At 40.3% G+C, this 15,914-nt stretch carries 14 protein-coding genes and 1 pseudogene; 7 read left to right on the top strand and 8 right to left on the bottom strand.

Going from position 1 to position 15,914, the window contains the following annotated elements; translation table 11 throughout:
• Positions 1 to 294 precede the first annotated feature (294 nt).
• From KSO91_RS01065 to KSO91_RS01075, 3 genes are all read right to left on the bottom strand, one after another.
• Positions 295 to 864: an LPP20 family lipoprotein gene (locus tag KSO91_RS01065; protein WP_238740464.1), complete on the bottom strand. Its 570-nt coding sequence runs from the start codon at positions 862 to 864 to the stop codon at positions 295 to 297.
• A gap of 188 nt (positions 865 to 1,052) precedes the next feature.
• Complete coding sequence (locus KSO91_RS01070) at positions 1,053 to 2,270, bottom strand: ammonium transporter (RefSeq protein ID WP_238740466.1); 1,218 nt, start codon at positions 2,268 to 2,270, stop codon at positions 1,053 to 1,055.
• Positions 2,271 to 2,302: 32 nt separating this feature from the next.
• Positions 2,303 to 2,641 carry a P-II family nitrogen regulator gene (locus tag KSO91_RS01075; RefSeq protein WP_238740468.1) on the bottom strand — a complete coding sequence of 113 codons (339 nt, stop codon included), beginning with the start codon at positions 2,639 to 2,641 and terminating at the stop codon, positions 2,303 to 2,305.
• 451 nt (positions 2,642 to 3,092) lie between these two features.
• Between KSO91_RS01075 and KSO91_RS01080 the strand changes: the two genes are divergently transcribed.
• From KSO91_RS01080 to lipA, 4 genes are all read left to right on the top strand, one after another.
• Positions 3,093 to 4,250, top strand: coding sequence for a serine hydrolase (locus KSO91_RS01080; RefSeq protein ID WP_238740470.1), 1,158 nt, complete (start codon positions 3,093 to 3,095; stop codon positions 4,248 to 4,250).
• Positions 4,251 to 4,334: 84 nt separating this feature from the next.
• Positions 4,335 to 4,604, top strand: a complete 270-nt coding sequence (gene ybeD / locus KSO91_RS01085; RefSeq protein WP_238740472.1) for a DUF493 family protein YbeD — start codon at positions 4,335 to 4,337, stop codon at positions 4,602 to 4,604.
• Between the two features lie 16 nt (positions 4,605 to 4,620).
• Positions 4,621 to 5,271, top strand: a complete 651-nt coding sequence (lipB, locus tag KSO91_RS01090) for a lipoyl(octanoyl) transferase LipB (RefSeq protein WP_238740474.1) — start codon at positions 4,621 to 4,623, stop codon at positions 5,269 to 5,271.
• Positions 5,264 to 6,232 carry a lipoyl synthase gene (gene lipA, locus KSO91_RS01095; protein WP_238740476.1) on the top strand — a complete coding sequence of 323 codons (969 nt, stop codon included), beginning with the start codon at positions 5,264 to 5,266 and terminating at the stop codon, positions 6,230 to 6,232. Before lipB ends, lipA begins: the two co-directional genes overlap by 8 nt.
• Before the next feature lie 149 nt (positions 6,233 to 6,381).
• On the opposite strand, the gene pnp is transcribed toward lipA, so the two are convergent.
• Positions 6,382 to 8,487 carry a polyribonucleotide nucleotidyltransferase gene (pnp, locus tag KSO91_RS01100; RefSeq protein WP_238740478.1) on the bottom strand — a complete coding sequence of 702 codons (2,106 nt, stop codon included), beginning with the start codon at positions 8,485 to 8,487 and terminating at the stop codon, positions 6,382 to 6,384.
• A 431-nt stretch (positions 8,488 to 8,918) separates the two neighbouring features.
• Positions 8,919 to 9,188 carry a 30S ribosomal protein S15 gene (gene rpsO, locus KSO91_RS01105; protein WP_238740480.1) on the bottom strand — a complete coding sequence of 90 codons (270 nt, stop codon included), beginning with the start codon at positions 9,186 to 9,188 and terminating at the stop codon, positions 8,919 to 8,921.
• A 530-nt stretch (positions 9,189 to 9,718) separates the two neighbouring features.
• On the opposite strand from rpsO, the pseudogene KSO91_RS01110 reads away from it, so the two are divergent.
• From KSO91_RS01110 to KSO91_RS17825, 3 genes and pseudogenes are all read left to right on the top strand, one after another.
• Positions 9,719 to 10,176: pseudogene (locus KSO91_RS01110) on the top strand (GGDEF domain-containing protein); the annotation flags it as partial.
• A 9-nt stretch (positions 10,177 to 10,185) separates the two neighbouring features.
• Entirely contained in the window at positions 10,186 to 11,052 is an 867-nt protein-coding gene (locus KSO91_RS01115; RefSeq protein WP_338049725.1) for a putative bifunctional diguanylate cyclase/phosphodiesterase, read from the top strand.
• Between the two features lie 482 nt (positions 11,053 to 11,534).
• Complete coding sequence (locus tag KSO91_RS17825; RefSeq protein WP_420830891.1) at positions 11,535 to 11,789, top strand: hypothetical protein; 255 nt, start codon at positions 11,535 to 11,537, stop codon at positions 11,787 to 11,789.
• A gap of 48 nt (positions 11,790 to 11,837) precedes the next feature.
• On the opposite strand, the gene truB is transcribed toward KSO91_RS17825, so the two are convergent.
• The 3 genes from truB to infB form a co-directional block, all read right to left on the bottom strand.
• A complete protein-coding gene (truB, locus tag KSO91_RS01125) occupies positions 11,838 to 12,770 on the bottom strand; it encodes a tRNA pseudouridine(55) synthase TruB (protein ID WP_238740484.1) in 933 nt (310 codons plus the stop codon).
• Positions 12,770 to 13,171 (bottom strand): 30S ribosome-binding factor RbfA, encoded by a 402-nt coding sequence (gene rbfA / locus KSO91_RS01130; protein WP_238740486.1) that lies wholly within the window; start codon positions 13,169 to 13,171, stop codon positions 12,770 to 12,772. The genes truB and rbfA overlap by 1 nt, the downstream gene beginning before the upstream one ends.
• 90 nt (positions 13,172 to 13,261) lie before the next feature.
• A complete protein-coding gene (gene infB, locus KSO91_RS01135) occupies positions 13,262 to 15,904 on the bottom strand; it encodes a translation initiation factor IF-2 (protein WP_238740488.1) in 2,643 nt (880 codons plus the stop codon).
• Between the last annotated feature and the right edge of the window lie 10 nt (positions 15,905 to 15,914).

Below are 15,914 nucleotides of genomic sequence, written 5' to 3' on the forward strand. Positions count from 1 at the left end.
CTTAACAATAACCACCGCGCGATGATTTCGACACCCAAGTTACCTCAAGGTGCGGGAATCAGCATGATACTTTAAGATGCAAAATCAGCAAGTCAAATTGTGCATAGTTTCGAGGCATAAAACATTAATGTTTTATGCCAACCAAAATAAGTGACAATTCGCTTAGCCTGCGGAGCGATTCTGCGCAAAAATCAGCATTACTTGGCCGCAGACAAGCATTCCCCTGACTCCGTGCCTTATGATTGACGCCATGCGCAGCTCTGATAAGCACGTAACCGTGTCATGGGTATGGCATTATTGGCGTTTTTCTAATTCAGTATCGAGCTGTGCGTCAGCACGTTGAGCCTTAAACTCAGCATATAATAGATCTTTTTGTGGTACCGACATAGGTCGCTGTGCTTCGTCTAAGAGAGTGTCAAATATACCTCTTGTGGATTCTTGACCGATAACAACTAACACACATAAGTTATCTTGCTTGGCAATTTTAACTATATCTGTCTTCACTGGAGTCGTACCTGTTAATGTTTGTTGCGTTACTTGCTTAACCACACTTGAAAACGTTGAACCTGATTCCCCTCCCGACATCACTTCAACTTTATCACGATAGGTTTTGTCCATTGCACTGACGCGAGTTTCAATGCGCTGCGCAAGCGCTGTGCGCGCATTGACAATTGCTTGCTGCCTATCAATCGAGATATTCCCCGAAAATAATACGCATTCAGCAACGGCAATACCATCTTCAACCTGCGGATTCAAAATCCAGCTTGGGATTTCACCAACAGAGGTATCTTGGACCGAGGAGGCTGCGCAACCAGCCAAAAGTATGAGCGGGGAGAGACTAAAGAAGTTAAATTTAAATGACATCTCATATTTCCTTATGTATCCGATGTGGCTGTTATCTACTGTTATTTTAGGGATCAATCATTACCTAAGCGGAAGATGATTTTGTATGGCAGATATAACCTAAAATTATCCTTTTACCATTCTAACGCGCAAAAAAAAACCTGACTTAATAATAAGTCAGGTTTTTGATACTCACTCGCATTTTTTATTTAATCAGTGAACTCAGGGTAAGCTTCTACACCACAATCATGTAAATCCATTCCTGTTTCTTCTTCTTCTGCAGTAACACGTATGCCCATTGTTGCTTTGATAACAGCCCAAACAATCCAAGAAGCTACAAATACAAAGCCAAAGATAACCGCAGCACCATACAATTGACCAGCAAATGTAGTGCCCTCTTTACTGAGAGGAACCACTAGCAAACCAAATAGGCCACAAACACCATGAACAGATAAAGCGCCCACAGGATCATCTAATTTTAATTTATCAAAAGTAATAATACTGTAGACAACAATAATACCCGCAATTAAACCAATCGCAGTTGCCAGCAATGGCGATGGCGAATCAGGCGCAGCTGTAATGGCAACTAAACCTGCTAATGCACCATTTAATACCATAGTAAGATCCGCTTTACCCCATTTCAATTTACTTACTAATAGAGCAGCAATTGCACCAGCAGCAGCAGCAGTATTGGTGTTTACAAAGATAAGGCCTACTGCAGTTGCATTTTCTGCATCAGAGATAAGCAATTGCGAGCCCCCATTAAAGCCGAACCAGCCCATCCAGAGAATTAATGTACCCAACGTTGCTAAAGGCATATTTGACCCTGGAATAGGATGAATTGATCCATCTTTACCATACTTACCTTTACGTGCACCCAGAAGAATAACCGCTGACAGCGCAGCTGCAGCCCCCGCCATATGAACGATACCCGAGCCTGCAAAGTCACTAAAACCAGCTTCAGTCAGAAAACCACCACCCCAAGTCCAGTAACCTTCTATTGGATAAATAAAGCCAGTTAAAAATACAGAGAAGATCAAGAACGCCCATAATTTCATTCGCTCAGCAACCGCACCTGATACAATAGACATCGCAGTGGCAACAAATACCACCTGGAAGAAGAAATCAGACTCAAGTGAATGATTTGCATCAGCAGCTTGTGTGCCAATTAAACCGCCAAATGAAGGTAACCAACCTCCTGCGATGTTATCAACATACATAATGTTGTAACCGACTAATAAGAACATAATGCAAGCAATTGCATATAACACGATATTCTTGGTTAAAATTTCAGTGGTATTTTTAGAGCGAACAAGACCCGCCTCTAACATGGCAAAACCAGCTGCCATCCACATCACTAAAACACCCGATATTAAAAAATAAAAGGTATCAAGTGCAAATCTAAGTTCTATTACTGTGTTTTCCATAATAATTCCCTTCTTACAAAGATTAAACTAAATTAAAGTGCTTCATCATTAAGTTCGCCAGTACGGATACGCACCACTTGCTCGATAGATTGAATAAATATTTTTCCGTCGCCTACCTTCCCTGTGTTAGCAGCCGTTGTAATCGCTTCAACTAGACGATCCACATCTTCATCTTTGATAGCAATTTCTAATTTTACTTTAGGTAAGAAATCAACTTGATATTCAGCGCCACGATAAAGCTCGGTATGCCCTTTTTGACGGCCAAACCCCTTTACTTCAGAAACAGTGACACCTGCAATCCCTGCATCCATAATTGCTTCTCTTACTTCATCTAACTTAAATGGTTTGATTATCGCGGTTAACATTTTCATAGTAATTCCTCTTTTATTTAAAATAAGATCAAACAGTATGTTTCGATATTGCAAAAACGATGCCCGATAATATGTTATAACGGGCTGCAATATCTGTTCTTAAATAGGCCCTGAGCATATTATTACAATTATCATGCCATAATATTAAAACCTTTAAATACAATACCTTAATGAAAATAGTTTAAGTATAAACAGTTTCGCGCACCATCTTAGTGCGAATTTGCATTGAGCAATGCACCGAAACAAATCATCACGTAAAAAAGACAGGTAAACTTTATCGGCTGGTTCTTCCGATCCTTCTACATGTCGAAAATATTGCTTTGCGTAGCCTCTTAAAGAAGAAATCTTGCGCTCTTCTCTTAGCAAACAAAGGGCTATCTGATATAGTGTCTAATAATTTTTTGCATCCATACCCAAAGTAGCTGGGTATAACAACTCAAAGGTATTATCCATGAAAAAAATAGGCCTACTGCTTATCACTTTCGTTCTAAGTTTTAATGTTATTGCGACCCCGCGTATTATCCCAAATGCTCCCGCGATCGCCGCAAGGGGCTACCTTTTAATAGACTTTGATTCAGGCAAAGTGCTTGCTGAAAATAATAGTGAAGAAAGATTAGAGCCCGCAAGTTTAACTAAAATGATGACCAGTTATATTATTGGCCGAGAAATAAAATCCGGCAATTTAAACCCAACCGATAAAGTCACTATCTCAGAGAAAGCGTGGTCAAAAAACTTCCCTGATTCTTCTAAAATGTTTATTGAAGTAGGCAAAGAGGTCACCGTTGAAGATCTGAACCGTGGCATTATTGTCCAGTCTGGTAACGATGCTTGTGTGGCAATGGCAGAGCATATCGCAGGTAGCGAGGGTGCGTTTGCCGATTTGATGAATACTTGGGCACTGCAGTTAGGTATGAATAATACCCATTTTGTAAATAGTCATGGTTTACATGCAGAAGGGCACTACACCACGGCGCTCGATATGGCGATATTAGCAAAAGCATTAATTACTGATGTGCCTGATGAATACCATTTTTACAGTGAAAAATCATTCAAATTCAACGGCATTGTGCAATATAACCGTAACGGACTATTATGGGATAAAAGCTTAAATGTTGATGGCATTAAAACAGGACATACCAGCGATGCCGGTTACAGCCTTGTCTCTTCAGCAACAAAAGAAGGCATGCGTTTAATCAGTGTGGTAATGGGGACTAAATCTGAAACAGCGCGTAAAGTAGAGAGTAAAAAATTACTCAACTGGGGTTTCCGATTTTTTGAAACTATTACTCCTTACAACGCCGGAGACCAACTTGCTAATGAGCGAATTTGGATGGGATCGCAACAGACGATCCGTTTAGGTGTTGCCGTTAACACGCCTATTACAGTACCGCGCGGGCAAGCTAAAAATTTAGATGCTAACTTTGTTATTAAGAATGAGTTGCGTGCCCCCCTGAAAAAAGGCGATAAAGTAGGCGAAATACATTACTCAATTGCACAGGAGCCGATTGCAACTTACGACTTAATAGCCTTAGAATCGGTCGATGAAGGCGGTATATTCAGCCGCTTAATTGATTATATAAAATTGTTATTTATCGGTTGGTTTGCTTAATTCAGTCCCCATATAGTAATGAGTAAAGTGAGGCTTATCGCCTCACTTTTTTCATTGACGTTGCGTTAGCCTGTGGAGTTATAAATGGCATTAGATACCAAGTTTGACGAGCTTTTAGATTTTCCCTGCTCCCTTTCATTCAAAGTAATGGGCATTGCCGATCCCCAAATGATCCTCGATGTGATTGCCGTTATACAAAAAAATGCACCCGGCGATTATGCTCCAAAAGCAAAAGCGAGCTCAAAGGGAACTTATCAGTCACTCAGCATCCCAGTCACAGTTACCAGCAAAGAGCATATTGAAACTATTTATAGTGAATTAGACGCTCTTGACCTGGTTCGTTGTATTCTTTGATCTGTAGATAGATAAGATGACCGTTATCGAAAAAAAACTGTGCGTGCGTCATTTGGGCCTACAACCCTACCTTGAAACGTGGCAAAAGATGAGCGACTTCACAACCCAGCGCGACGAAAACACCGTTGATGAGATATGGTTGGTTGAACACCCCGCCGTTTTTACGCAAGGCAGCGCAGGTAAAGCTGAACATCTACTACACAAAACAGATATTCCTGTTATAAAAAGCGATCGCGGTGGACAAATTACCTATCATGCCCCGGGGCAGTTGATTGTTTACCTGTTAATTAATATCCGCCGCCAAGATTTCAATGTGCGCACACTGGTCTCCATTATTGAACACAGCATTATTGACTTATTAGCGGATTATCAAGTCAACGCAATAGCCAAGGCAGATGCCCCCGGCGTTTATGTGGAGGGCAAAAAAATCGCATCATTAGGATTAAAAATTCGCAAAGGTTGTTCATTTCATGGCCTAGCACTCAATGTCGATATGGATTTATCCCCCTTTTTACAAATTAATCCCTGCGGTTATGCAGGCCTGGAAATGACCCAGTGTAAGAATCACGGTATCGGGCTTTCAGTAAACGAATTAGCACCGTTATTAATTGAAAAATTAAACAAACAACTACATTATTCACAGATAGAGAGTTTTTTTCATGACTAATAAACCAAGCCAATTAAGTGCAGGAAAAAAACTGCGTGATGCCGATAAACTATCTTATATTCCAATTAAAGTGATCCCTTCTGATAAAAGTACTGTTTTAAAAAAACCAGCGTGGATGAAAATCAAGCTTAAAGCAGATAACTCTCGGGTTAATGAAATTAAAGCAGCCCTGCGTAAAAACAAACTGCACTCAGTCTGCGAAGAGGCTTCGTGCCCGAATCTAAATGAATGTTTTAATCATGGCACAGCAACCTTTATGATTTTAGGCGACATTTGCACTCGACGCTGCCCGTTCTGTGATGTTGGCCACGGTAAACCGCTTGCAGTGGATACTGATGAGCCAAAAAAACTAGCTGAAACCATCAAAGATATGCAGCTAAAATACGTGGTCATCACCTCCGTCGATAGAGATGATCTACGTGATGGTGGCGCACAACATTTTGCCGATTGTATCCGAGAAATCCGCCTACTCAATCCGCACATTAAAATTGAAATATTAGTCCCTGACTTTAAGGGGCGGATGGACAATGCCCTCGCCTGCTTTGAAAAAGAGGTTCCCGATGTGTTTAACCACAACTTAGAAACCGCGCCGCACTTATACAAACAAGTAAGACCAGGTGCAGACTACAACTGGTCTTTACAGCTACTTAAAAAATTCAAAGAGCAGCATCCCCAAATCCCGACAAAATCAGGGCTAATGATGGGGCTAGGGGAAACAAAAGAAGAGATTGAGGCAGTAATACAAGATCTCGCCGACCATGGCGTCACCATGCTGACCTTAGGGCAGTATCTACAACCTAGCCTACAACATTTAGCTGTTGAGCGTTATGTGCCACCTGCTGAGTTTGATGAGCTAGGTAAAAAGGCTAAGGCAGTGGGATTTGATCATGCAGCATGTGGCCCCTTTGTGCGCTCTTCCTACCATGCAGATCTACAAGCAAAGGGTGAAGAGGTCAAATAAAACCTCAATATGGTTTGATAAAAAAGGCGCATTTAGCGCCTTTTTTGTGTTTGCTGTCTTCGTAAGCACAAAAAAAACAGACCGAAGTCTGCTTTTTTAGTAGCAATTAGCTGGCGCCATTAGGCACCTCGCTAGCATCAAGTTAATGATTAGTCAGCTGCTGGAGTGTCTTTCTTTTCCATCGCTTCTTTGATACTTAGACGTACACGTCCTTGGCGATCAACTTCTAATACTTTAACTTTAACTTCTTGACCTTCTTTCAAGTAGTCAGACACTTTCTGAATACGTTCTTCACAGATTTGTGAGATATGCACCAGACCATCTTTACCAGGAAGAATATTAACGAATGCACCAAAATCAGCCAGACGTACCACTTTACCCGTGTAGATAGTGCCCACTTCAACTTCAGCCGTTAGCGATTTAATACGGTTAATTGCATCTTCCGCTTGCTCACCAGAAGTTGCTGCAATTTTAACAGTACCATCATCTTCGATTTCAATCGTTGTACCCGTTTCTTCACAAAGCCCACGAATAGTCGCGCCGCCTTTACCAATAACGTCACGGATTTTGTCCGTAGGGATTTTGATAGTATGAATACGTGGTGCGAATTGAGAAATATCTTCACGACCTTTTGGAAGTGCTTGATCCATTACAGATAAGATATGTAAACGAGCTGCTTTTGCTTGGTTCAACGCAATCTGCATGATCTCCTTAGTGATACCTTCAATTTTGATATCCATCTGTAGCGCAGTAATACCTTCGGTAGTACCCGCAACTTTAAAGTCCATATCACCAAGATGATCTTCATCACCCAAGATATCTGAAAGAACAACGAACTCTTCGCCTTCTTTCACAAGACCCATAGCGATACCGGCAACGGACGCTTTAAGAGGCACACCAGCATCCATTAGCGCTAGCGATGCACCACACACAGAAGCCATTGAAGATGAACCGTTGGATTCTGTAATTTCAGAAACTACGCGTACAGTGTACGGGAAATCTTCAACAGAAGGCATAACCGCTAGAACGCCACGTTTAGCAAGGCGGCCATGACCAATCTCACGACGTTTAGGTGAGCCTACAAAACCAGTTTCACCAACACAGTATGGAGGGAAGTTGTAATGCAGCATGAAGTTATCTTTCTTCTCACCCATTAGACTGTCAATAATCTGAGCGTCACGTTGTGTACCGAGTGTTGCAGTCACTAACGCTTGTGTTTCACCACGTGTAAATAGCGCACTACCGTGAGTACGTGGTAACACGCCCGTCATCACATGAAGTGCACGAATACTTTCTGGATCGCGACCATCGATGCGAGGCTCACCTTTAATAATACGTGTACGCACAACTGTTTTTTCTAAATCATGCAGGTATTCACCAACTTGCTTAGCGGCTAATTTTTCATCTGCGGCTAATAATTTTTCTTTAACTTCAGTGGTAATAGCTTTAACAGCGTCGTAACGAAGCCCTTTATCACTGATTTGGTAAGCTTCTTCAAAACGCGCTTGCGCTTCAATCGCAACAGCCGCATCTAATGCTTCGTTACGTACCGGAGCAGCCCAATCCCAAACAGGACAAGCTACGTCGCTAGCAAATTCTTTAATCGCATTAACAACAACTTGTTGTTGATCGTGACCATAGACAACCGCACCAAGCATCACATCTTCACTTAATATGCCAGCTTCCGATTCAACCATTAATACAGCACTATCAGTACCCGATACAACCAAGTTAAGATCACTTGTTTCTAATTCAGTTTTGGTTGGATTTAGTAGGTATTGACCTTCTTTATAACCAACACGTGCGCAACCAATAGGACCGCCAAATGGCATGCCAGAGATAGAAAGCGCCGCAGATGTTGCTATCATTGCAACAATATCAGGATTTATTTCTGGGTTAATAGAAACGACAGTGGCAATGACCTGCACTTCATTTTTAAAACCTGCTGGGAAAAGCGGACGCACTGGACGGTCAATAAGACGTGCAATCAACGTTTCTTCTTCACTTGGACGGCCTTCACGTTTAAAGAAACCACCTGGTATTTTACCCGCAGCGTATGTTCTTTCTTGATAGTTTACTGTTAGTGGGAAGAAATCTCGCTCTTGATCATCAGCGTTTTTACCAACAACAGAAACAAATACACAGGTATCGTCCATACTACACATAACAGCAGCAGTCGCTTGACGTGCCATTACACCCGTTTCGAGGGTGACAGTATGTTCACCATACTGAAAACTTTTTACAATAGGAGTCACTTTTATATCCTTTATTTAATTTATAATTTTTTCGCTTTTTATCGCGCCGATAGTATACGTCAACACTCAGTATTTAAAACAAATTTAAAGAAAAAAATTTGTTTTACTTCACTATTTAGCTGGCGTTTATTGGATTTCACGCTTTGTTAAAATATGAACATTAATTAGTAATAGCAAAGGAGTTGATGAAGTAATCAATTCTTACGCAGGAAAAATTGGCACTCACAAAACATGGGTTATAGGAGAGAGTAGCCCTCGCCTCAGAAAATTGTCTGCAGTGATTTTGAACTGCTTTTGATTTTCTTGGGGATAATAATATCAGGTGCATATTACAGTAAGTTACTGAAGGTAAAGAGCACAGAAAAATAGCGATGGATTAGAAACAAAAAAGAGCCATATAGGCTCTTTTTGAAATCAGGTATCAATTCGAATTAACGACGTAGACCTAACTCTGCAATTAATGCTGTGTAAGCAGCAACATCTTTACGTTTTAAGTAGTCAAGTAATTTACGACGTTGACTAACCATGCGTAATAGACCACGACGGCTGTGATGATCATGGATGTGCTCTTTAAAGTGACCTTGTAAATGGTTGATTTGTACTGTGTACAAAGCAACTTGGACTTCAGAAGAACCAGTATCGTTCTCAGAACGACCAAATTTAGCTACGATTTCAGCTTTCTGTTGTGCACTTAGTGACATAACATACTCCGATATTTTACGGTTAAGTGAATTAACCTATTTAAATTATTATCGCCGATCACTAATTCAGCGATAAAGTGAAGTGCAGATTTTATAGATTAAGAGAAAACTACGCAATGTTTATTTGCACCTTATTTCTGCTTATTAGACAATTCAAGCTAATTAAAAATTAGTCTATAGATAATTGCATTTTTTAATGAAAACAGTTTATTGTTAAATAGATAAATGTATTGACCACAACAAATACAAAATTCATCTAATTAAATCCGTGGATTATATGGAGAAAGTTTACTTACATGACTGTATTTCTGATTATAACAGGTGTATGTTTTTTACTTGCCAGCCTTAAACCGATTCTTTTTATCTGCCAACAAGATAGTAATGTTGGTTGGAAAATTTTACTGGTTTTTATTATCTTATTTATCTTCAGTTACCTGCTTTTTCTTTATTTTTTATACGGTAACGCTTCACACACTTTGGTTGAAAAAAGCCTATCTCTGATTCTATTTTTAGGCGGACTTTTTGTTCTGATGGTTATAAAATTGGGTCAGAAAAGCATTAAAAAAATTCAAAATGCTTCCTATCAAGAAAAATATAATTCACTTCACGATTCCTTGACAGGGCTTGCTAACCGTCAACATTTTTTAAACGTTATCAACAAAAAAATAAATCAAGGAAAACCCTTTTCAGTCTTCGCTTTAGATATCAATCACTTTAAAAAGATAAACGATATGCTCGGGCACCTTTCTGCTGATCAGATGCTAATAAAAATAGCATCCGTTATAAAAAAACAATTCCTAGCGAATGTTTTATTGCTCGGGTCGGTGGTGATCAATTCATACTAATATCGAATGTCGTTACAGATAAAGATATTGAGAATTTAATGCGCACTATCCACCTGGCACTCAAACGTCCCTTTTGCATCAATAGCTATAACCTTAAAATCAGTATCTCGATTGGTGGCGCTATCTGCCCCAAAAATTGCACTCATGTTCCTATTCTATTACAACAGGTAGATGCAGCAATGAGTGCGGCGAAAAAGAAACAGAGCGAATATATAATTTATAATGAGAATTTAGAGAGCGATGCTCAATTTCACCTTGAAATATCCAGTAAGTTAAACAGTGCCCTTGAGAAAAATGAGTTCGAAGTATATTACCAACCACTAATCAAAATTAAAACAAGCACTGTCTACCACTTTGAAGCACTGATTCGCTGGCAAGTCGCACAAGGAAGCTTCATTCCGCCAGATAAGTTTATTCCCATTGCAGAGCAGAACAATTTGATCAAAGGGATAACTCTTTTCGTCTTAAATGAAATTTGCACACACTTGCTGGTACTTAAACAAGCCAGTATTGATGCCTGCATTCATATCAATTTATCTGCGTTAGATCTACTTGATGACTGTTTTTCAATACAGCTCGATAAGCTTATTAAAGAAAACAGAATTTTACCACATCAATTGGTTTTAGAAGTGACTGAAACAGCGGCGATGAATGATATGGCCACCACTAAAGAGGTATTGCGGCGGCTATCTAGACAAGGCTTTTTAATCAGCCTAGATGATTTTGGTACTGGGTACTCTTCTCTTTCCATGCTCCTAGAGCTACCAATTAAACAAATTAAGATTGACCGCTCCTTTGTTAACTTGATGCAACAAGAAAATAACAATTATTCAATTGTTAAGTCGCTTATTTTTTTGGCTCACCAGTTAAATTGTTCGGTGGTAGCGGAAGGCGTTGAAACGAAAGAACTTGCAGATCAATTAATTTATTTAGAATGTGATTATTTACAAGGCTACTATTACAGTAAACCGTTACCTATTGGCCAACTTCTTTGTTATTGCCAGCAAGCCGGAAATTAAAATACATGCTTATGTAGATAACTCAGGTTGTTGTAAAAGATTATAAAATTACCACAGAGACCACGGAGACGCTGCGCGTTACACCGAGAAAACCCAAATATAAGTATTTTTCTCCTTTAAACTCTGTAATTGAATGTAAACCAAAACATAGTTTTGCAGTTGCATGAAATTTGTGTGATAAATATTTACTTTTGTGTATTGATCTGAGTTAAGTGCATAGTCATGTTAAAATATAAATCATTATACTGACGTCACGGTTGGCGCATGTGCCCCCTGTCACCTTCATCTAGCTTTGCCATATAAATCTACCAAGCTGGTTAGAATCCATCAGTGAATCAATTAACGTGACATTATTCTTGCTAATGAAGAACCTGATGCTGCAGCAAGCTATCCTCAAGTCCGAATAGTGTGGAAAATGGCGCTAATCAGCCATCAATTTAGTCTATTGGAAGATAATGGTAATAAAGGACCGATAGTAAAATGTGCAAAGAGGTTATATTTCCAACTCAAGACCAATACTCGTGCAGCCCTTCTCGCACTCCACTCCCACATCACTTTTAGTGGAAACGCTTAATTTAAGCGGCCTTTGGCAAGCAACGCAGAGCACCGTTTCACCCCTGCCTATTCTTTTAATCAAATTACGCTGTTCATTAAAAGAGTTTGCCGTTGATTTATTGATCGCTGAAAAGTCTAATTTAGCCATTATTATCACTATGGTTGTCACTGTAGAAATCTGATTGATAAAAATAAATGCCCTGATAGAGATCCGAGCATTTTTATTGTTTTTATAAGTTAGCTAATCGCTTAGGTGCGATTAAGCCATCATCGTTCATCTGCCCGACGCCAATAAAGGTATGCTCATCACCCACTGTCAAACGCACAATCGTATCATCTGGGGCGCCAGAGATTTGTACAGGCTGGCCATGCAAAATATAATCCCCCATCTCCAGCGATAGATTAATTTCCGGATAGTTTTTTACGGCGCTGTCCATGGCTAATAAAAGCGGATCTAATAGTTCATAAGGGCTGACATCCGACTCTTTCGCCTGCTCAATTAACGCTTCTAGCTGATCGACAGTCACCATCCGTTGATAGGGGTAATCTGCAACCTGCGTACGACGCAGCATCGACACATGTGCACCACATCCGAGTAATTCGCCCAGATCGTCAACAATAGTGCGGATATAGGTACCTTTACTGACATGAATGTCTAAATCAACTTCATTATTTTCAAATCGTAATTGATTGATTTCATAGACTGTAATCGGTCTGGCATCACGTTCGATGGTAATACCTTCACGCGCATATTTATAAAGCGGTTGGCCTTTATGTTTTAATGCCGAGTACATCGACGGCACCTGCATAATATCGCCACGAAAAGTATTGAGTGCATCATCAAGCTGCTGCTGATTAACTGCAACGGCACGCTCGCTAACCAGATCACCTTGTGAGTCACTGGTTGTTGTACGAATACCTAAAGTTGCAGTGACCGTATAACGCTTATCAGAATCAAGTAAGAACTGAGAAAATTTGGTTGCTTCACCTAAACAGATGGGCAGCATCCCCGTTGCAAGTGGATCCAACGCGCCTGTATGTCCTGCCTTATTAGCAAAGAAAATACGTTTAACACGTTGTAATGCATGGTTTGAGCTGATACCCGTTGGTTTATCCAATAAAACAATACCATTTATTGAACGCCCCTTTCCTCGTCTTGCCATTACTCGTCGTCCTCTTCCGTACGCTCAGATTCAGCCAGTTTGGTTTTGTCTACTTTGACCGCATTGCTGACCAACTCAGAAATACGCAAACCTTCCGTTAAGGTTTCATCAAAACAAAAGCGCACTTCCGGCACAATACGTAAACGCATCGCTTTACCCAGTAATCGGCGGATATATCCCGCTGCCGCGTTAAGGCCTTCTAAGGATTCATCATTAGTTTGTTCCCCAATTGTTAAAAAGGTAACAAATACTTTTGCGTAAGCAAGATCGCGAGTGACATCTACACCAGAGATAGTCACCATACCAATACGTGGATCTTTTACTTCCTGTTGTAATATACGCGCCAACTCTTTTTGAATCTGTTGAGATACGCGCGAAGTGCGGCTATATTCTTTTGCCATTTTTAACTCCAGAATTACTTGTGTGATTATTCTTTATAAATACGAATGGAGGCATAAAGCCTCCATTTTTACAGTAAAGTTAATTTGTACTTATAGAGTACGTTTAACTTCAATTATTTCAAATACTTCAATCTGATCGCCAACACGCACGTCATTGTAGTTCTTAACACCAATACCACATTCCATGCCATTACGCACTTCATTGGCATCATCTTTAAAGCGACGTAGGGACTCAAGTACACCTTCGTAAATAACGATATTCTCACGTAATACACGGATAGGGTTATTACGTTTAATCGTACCTTCAGTCACCATACAACCGGCAATTGCGCCAATTTTAGGTGATTTAAAGACTTCACGAACGTCTGCAATACCAGTGATTTCTTGTCTAAATTCAGGAGCTAATAGACCGCTCATTGCAGCACGAACTTCATCGATTAGATCGTAAATAATGCTGTAATAGTGTAAATCAACGCCTTCATTATCGATCAGTTTACGTGCAGAGGCATCCGCACGCACGTTAAAGCCAATAACAATAGCACCTGAAGCAGAGGCAAGTGATGCATCGGTTTCAGTAATACCGCCAACACCACGGATAATGATGTTAACTTTCACTTCATCAGTCGATAATTTGTTTAATGACTCACAAATAGCTTCGAGCGACCCTTGTACATCTGCTTTAAGTACGATATTAAGCTCAGAAACCTCGCCCGCTTCCATATTTGCAAACATGTTATCAAGCTTCGCTTTCTGTTGACGAGCAAGTTTGATATCACGGAATTTACCTTGACGGTATAGCGCGACTTCACGTGCTTTTTTCTCATCTTTAACAACAGTCGCTTCATCACCTGCCATTGGCACGCCCGAAAGACCTAATACTTCGACAGGGATAGATGGACCCGCCACTTCGATAGGTTGACCATTTTCATCACGCATTGCACGAACACGGCCATATTCAAGACCACAAAGCACAATATCGCCCTGCTTAAGTTCACCATGCTGAACTAAAATAGAAGCTACCGGACCACGGCCTTTATCTAGACGGGATTCAATAACCACACCTGATGCTGGACCTGTTGCTACTGCAGATAAATCTAACATTTCAGCTTGTAGAAGAATACTGTCTAATAATGCGTCAACACCCGTTCCCTCTTTTGCAGAAACGAAAGCAAAGATATTTTCGCCACCCCATTCTTCGGAAATAATGTTGTGCTGAGAAAGCTCACTTTTAACACGATCAAAATCAGCACCCTCTTTATCAATTTTATTAACCGCAACAATTAATGGCACTTTGGCAGCTTTAGCATGTTGAATTGCTTCAATAGTTTGCGGCATAACACCATCGTCCGCGGCAACCACTAGTATTACGATATCCGTCGCTTTAGCACCACGAGAGCGCATCGACGTAAACGCCGCATGTCCTGGCGTATCTAAAAACGAAATCATGCCTTTAGCAGTTTCTACGTGATAAGCACCGATATGCTGTGTAATACCACCCGCTTCACCATCAGCCACTTTTGCCCGACGAATGTAATCTAACAGCGATGTCTTACCATGGTCAACGTGACCCATAATAGTTACAACAGGTGCACGAGAAGTACGTAAGCCGCCTTCCTGCTGCGCCTCAGCCATGACCGATTCTTCTAATTCATTTTCTTTGGTTAGAATAACCTTATGACCCATCTCTTCTGCAACAATCGTAGCCGTTTCTTGATCTATCACTTGGTTAATGGTCGCCATAGCGCCCATTTTCATCATCACTTTGATGACTTCTGTCGCTTTAACTGCCATTTTATTAGCAAGCTCAGCAACAGTGATAGTTTCACCTATTCTCACATCGCGCTCGACAGGAGCAACGGGCTTTTCAAAAGCTTGTTGTAATGCAGAAGGAGTGTTAGGTCGCATTTTTTTCTTACCACGACGAGCACGACGTCCCTTCTCTTCTTCTTGTATAGAAGCAGCTGCTTTTTTCTTTTTCTTACGGCGAGATGGACCTTCTGCTTTTGAATCAGATACGTCTTCTGCTGCTCTTGCCTCTACAGATGAGGTCATATGATAGTCAACATCGGCAGCTTTTTTACGCGCTTCTTCTTCTTCTGCCCAGCGGGTAGAGTTTTCTTCAGCTAATTTTTTCGCTAATTCGACCTGTTTTTCCGATTCTTGCTCAGCTTTAACTAAGGCATCATGCTCTGCTTTTTTAAGAATATCAGCCGCTTCTTTCTCTGCCAATATTTGTTCAGCTGTTTTTTCCGATTTAACATGCACCTGCTTTTCTTTATTAGCTGCAGCCGCTTTTTTGGCCTTTTCATCAGCCAATTTTTTAATAGCTAATTTTTCAGCTTGTGCTTGTTCTGCAATTGCTTTTTTGGCATTAATATCCGCTTGGACTCTTGCTTCTTCAGCTTGAATAGTTGCAAGTTCAGCTTCTTTAGATGCTTCTATTTCGCTATCTGTACGTTTAACATAAGTGCGTTTTTTGCGTACTTCAACATTAATTGCATTCGCTTGACCTTTAACATTTAAAGTCGATTTCGTTTTACGCTGCAGGGTCATTTTCTGTTTAGACTCGCCACCATGCAATTTTTGTAAAAAGTTAGTAAGTGTTTCTTTTTCTTTTAAACTCACTTTATCTGATGCTAATTTATTAATACCGGCATCCGCGAACTGTTTAACCAATACTTCTTCCGATTTATTTAAATCTTTGGCAAGGTCTTTTAGTAATATATCTGACATTATTATTTCT

This window comes from Psychromonas antarctica (genome assembly GCF_022267535.1).
GTDB lineage: Bacteria > Pseudomonadota > Gammaproteobacteria > Enterobacterales > Psychromonadaceae > Psychromonas > Psychromonas antarctica.

Excerpts from the sequence above, each read along its gene's own strand:
- lipB (WP_238740474.1), top strand. The coding sequence starts at position 4,621 with ATGACCGTTATCGAAAAAAAACTGTGCGTGCGTCATTTGGGCCTACAA.
- KSO91_RS01075 (WP_238740468.1), bottom strand. The coding sequence starts at position 2,641 with ATGAAAATGTTAACCGCGATAATCAAACCATTTAAGTTAGATGAAGTA.
- infB (WP_238740488.1), bottom strand. The coding sequence starts at position 15,904 with ATGTCAGATATATTACTAAAAGACCTTGCCAAAGATTTAAATAAATCG.
- KSO91_RS01070 (WP_238740466.1), bottom strand. The coding sequence starts at position 2,270 with ATGGAAAACACAGTAATAGAACTTAGATTTGCACTTGATACCTTTTAT.
- truB (WP_238740484.1), bottom strand. The coding sequence starts at position 12,770 with ATGGCAAGACGAGGAAAGGGGCGTTCAATAAATGGTATTGTTTTATTG.
- KSO91_RS01065 (WP_238740464.1), bottom strand. The coding sequence starts at position 864 with ATGTCATTTAAATTTAACTTCTTTAGTCTCTCCCCGCTCATACTTTTG.
- rpsO (WP_238740480.1), bottom strand. The coding sequence starts at position 9,188 with ATGTCACTAAGTGCACAACAGAAAGCTGAAATCGTAGCTAAATTTGGT.
- KSO91_RS01080 (WP_238740470.1), top strand. The coding sequence starts at position 3,093 with ATGAAAAAAATAGGCCTACTGCTTATCACTTTCGTTCTAAGTTTTAAT.
- rbfA (WP_238740486.1), bottom strand. The coding sequence starts at position 13,171 with ATGGCAAAAGAATATAGCCGCACTTCGCGCGTATCTCAACAGATTCAA.
- ybeD (WP_238740472.1), top strand. The coding sequence starts at position 4,335 with ATGGCATTAGATACCAAGTTTGACGAGCTTTTAGATTTTCCCTGCTCC.
- lipA (WP_238740476.1), top strand. The coding sequence starts at position 5,264 with ATGACTAATAAACCAAGCCAATTAAGTGCAGGAAAAAAACTGCGTGAT.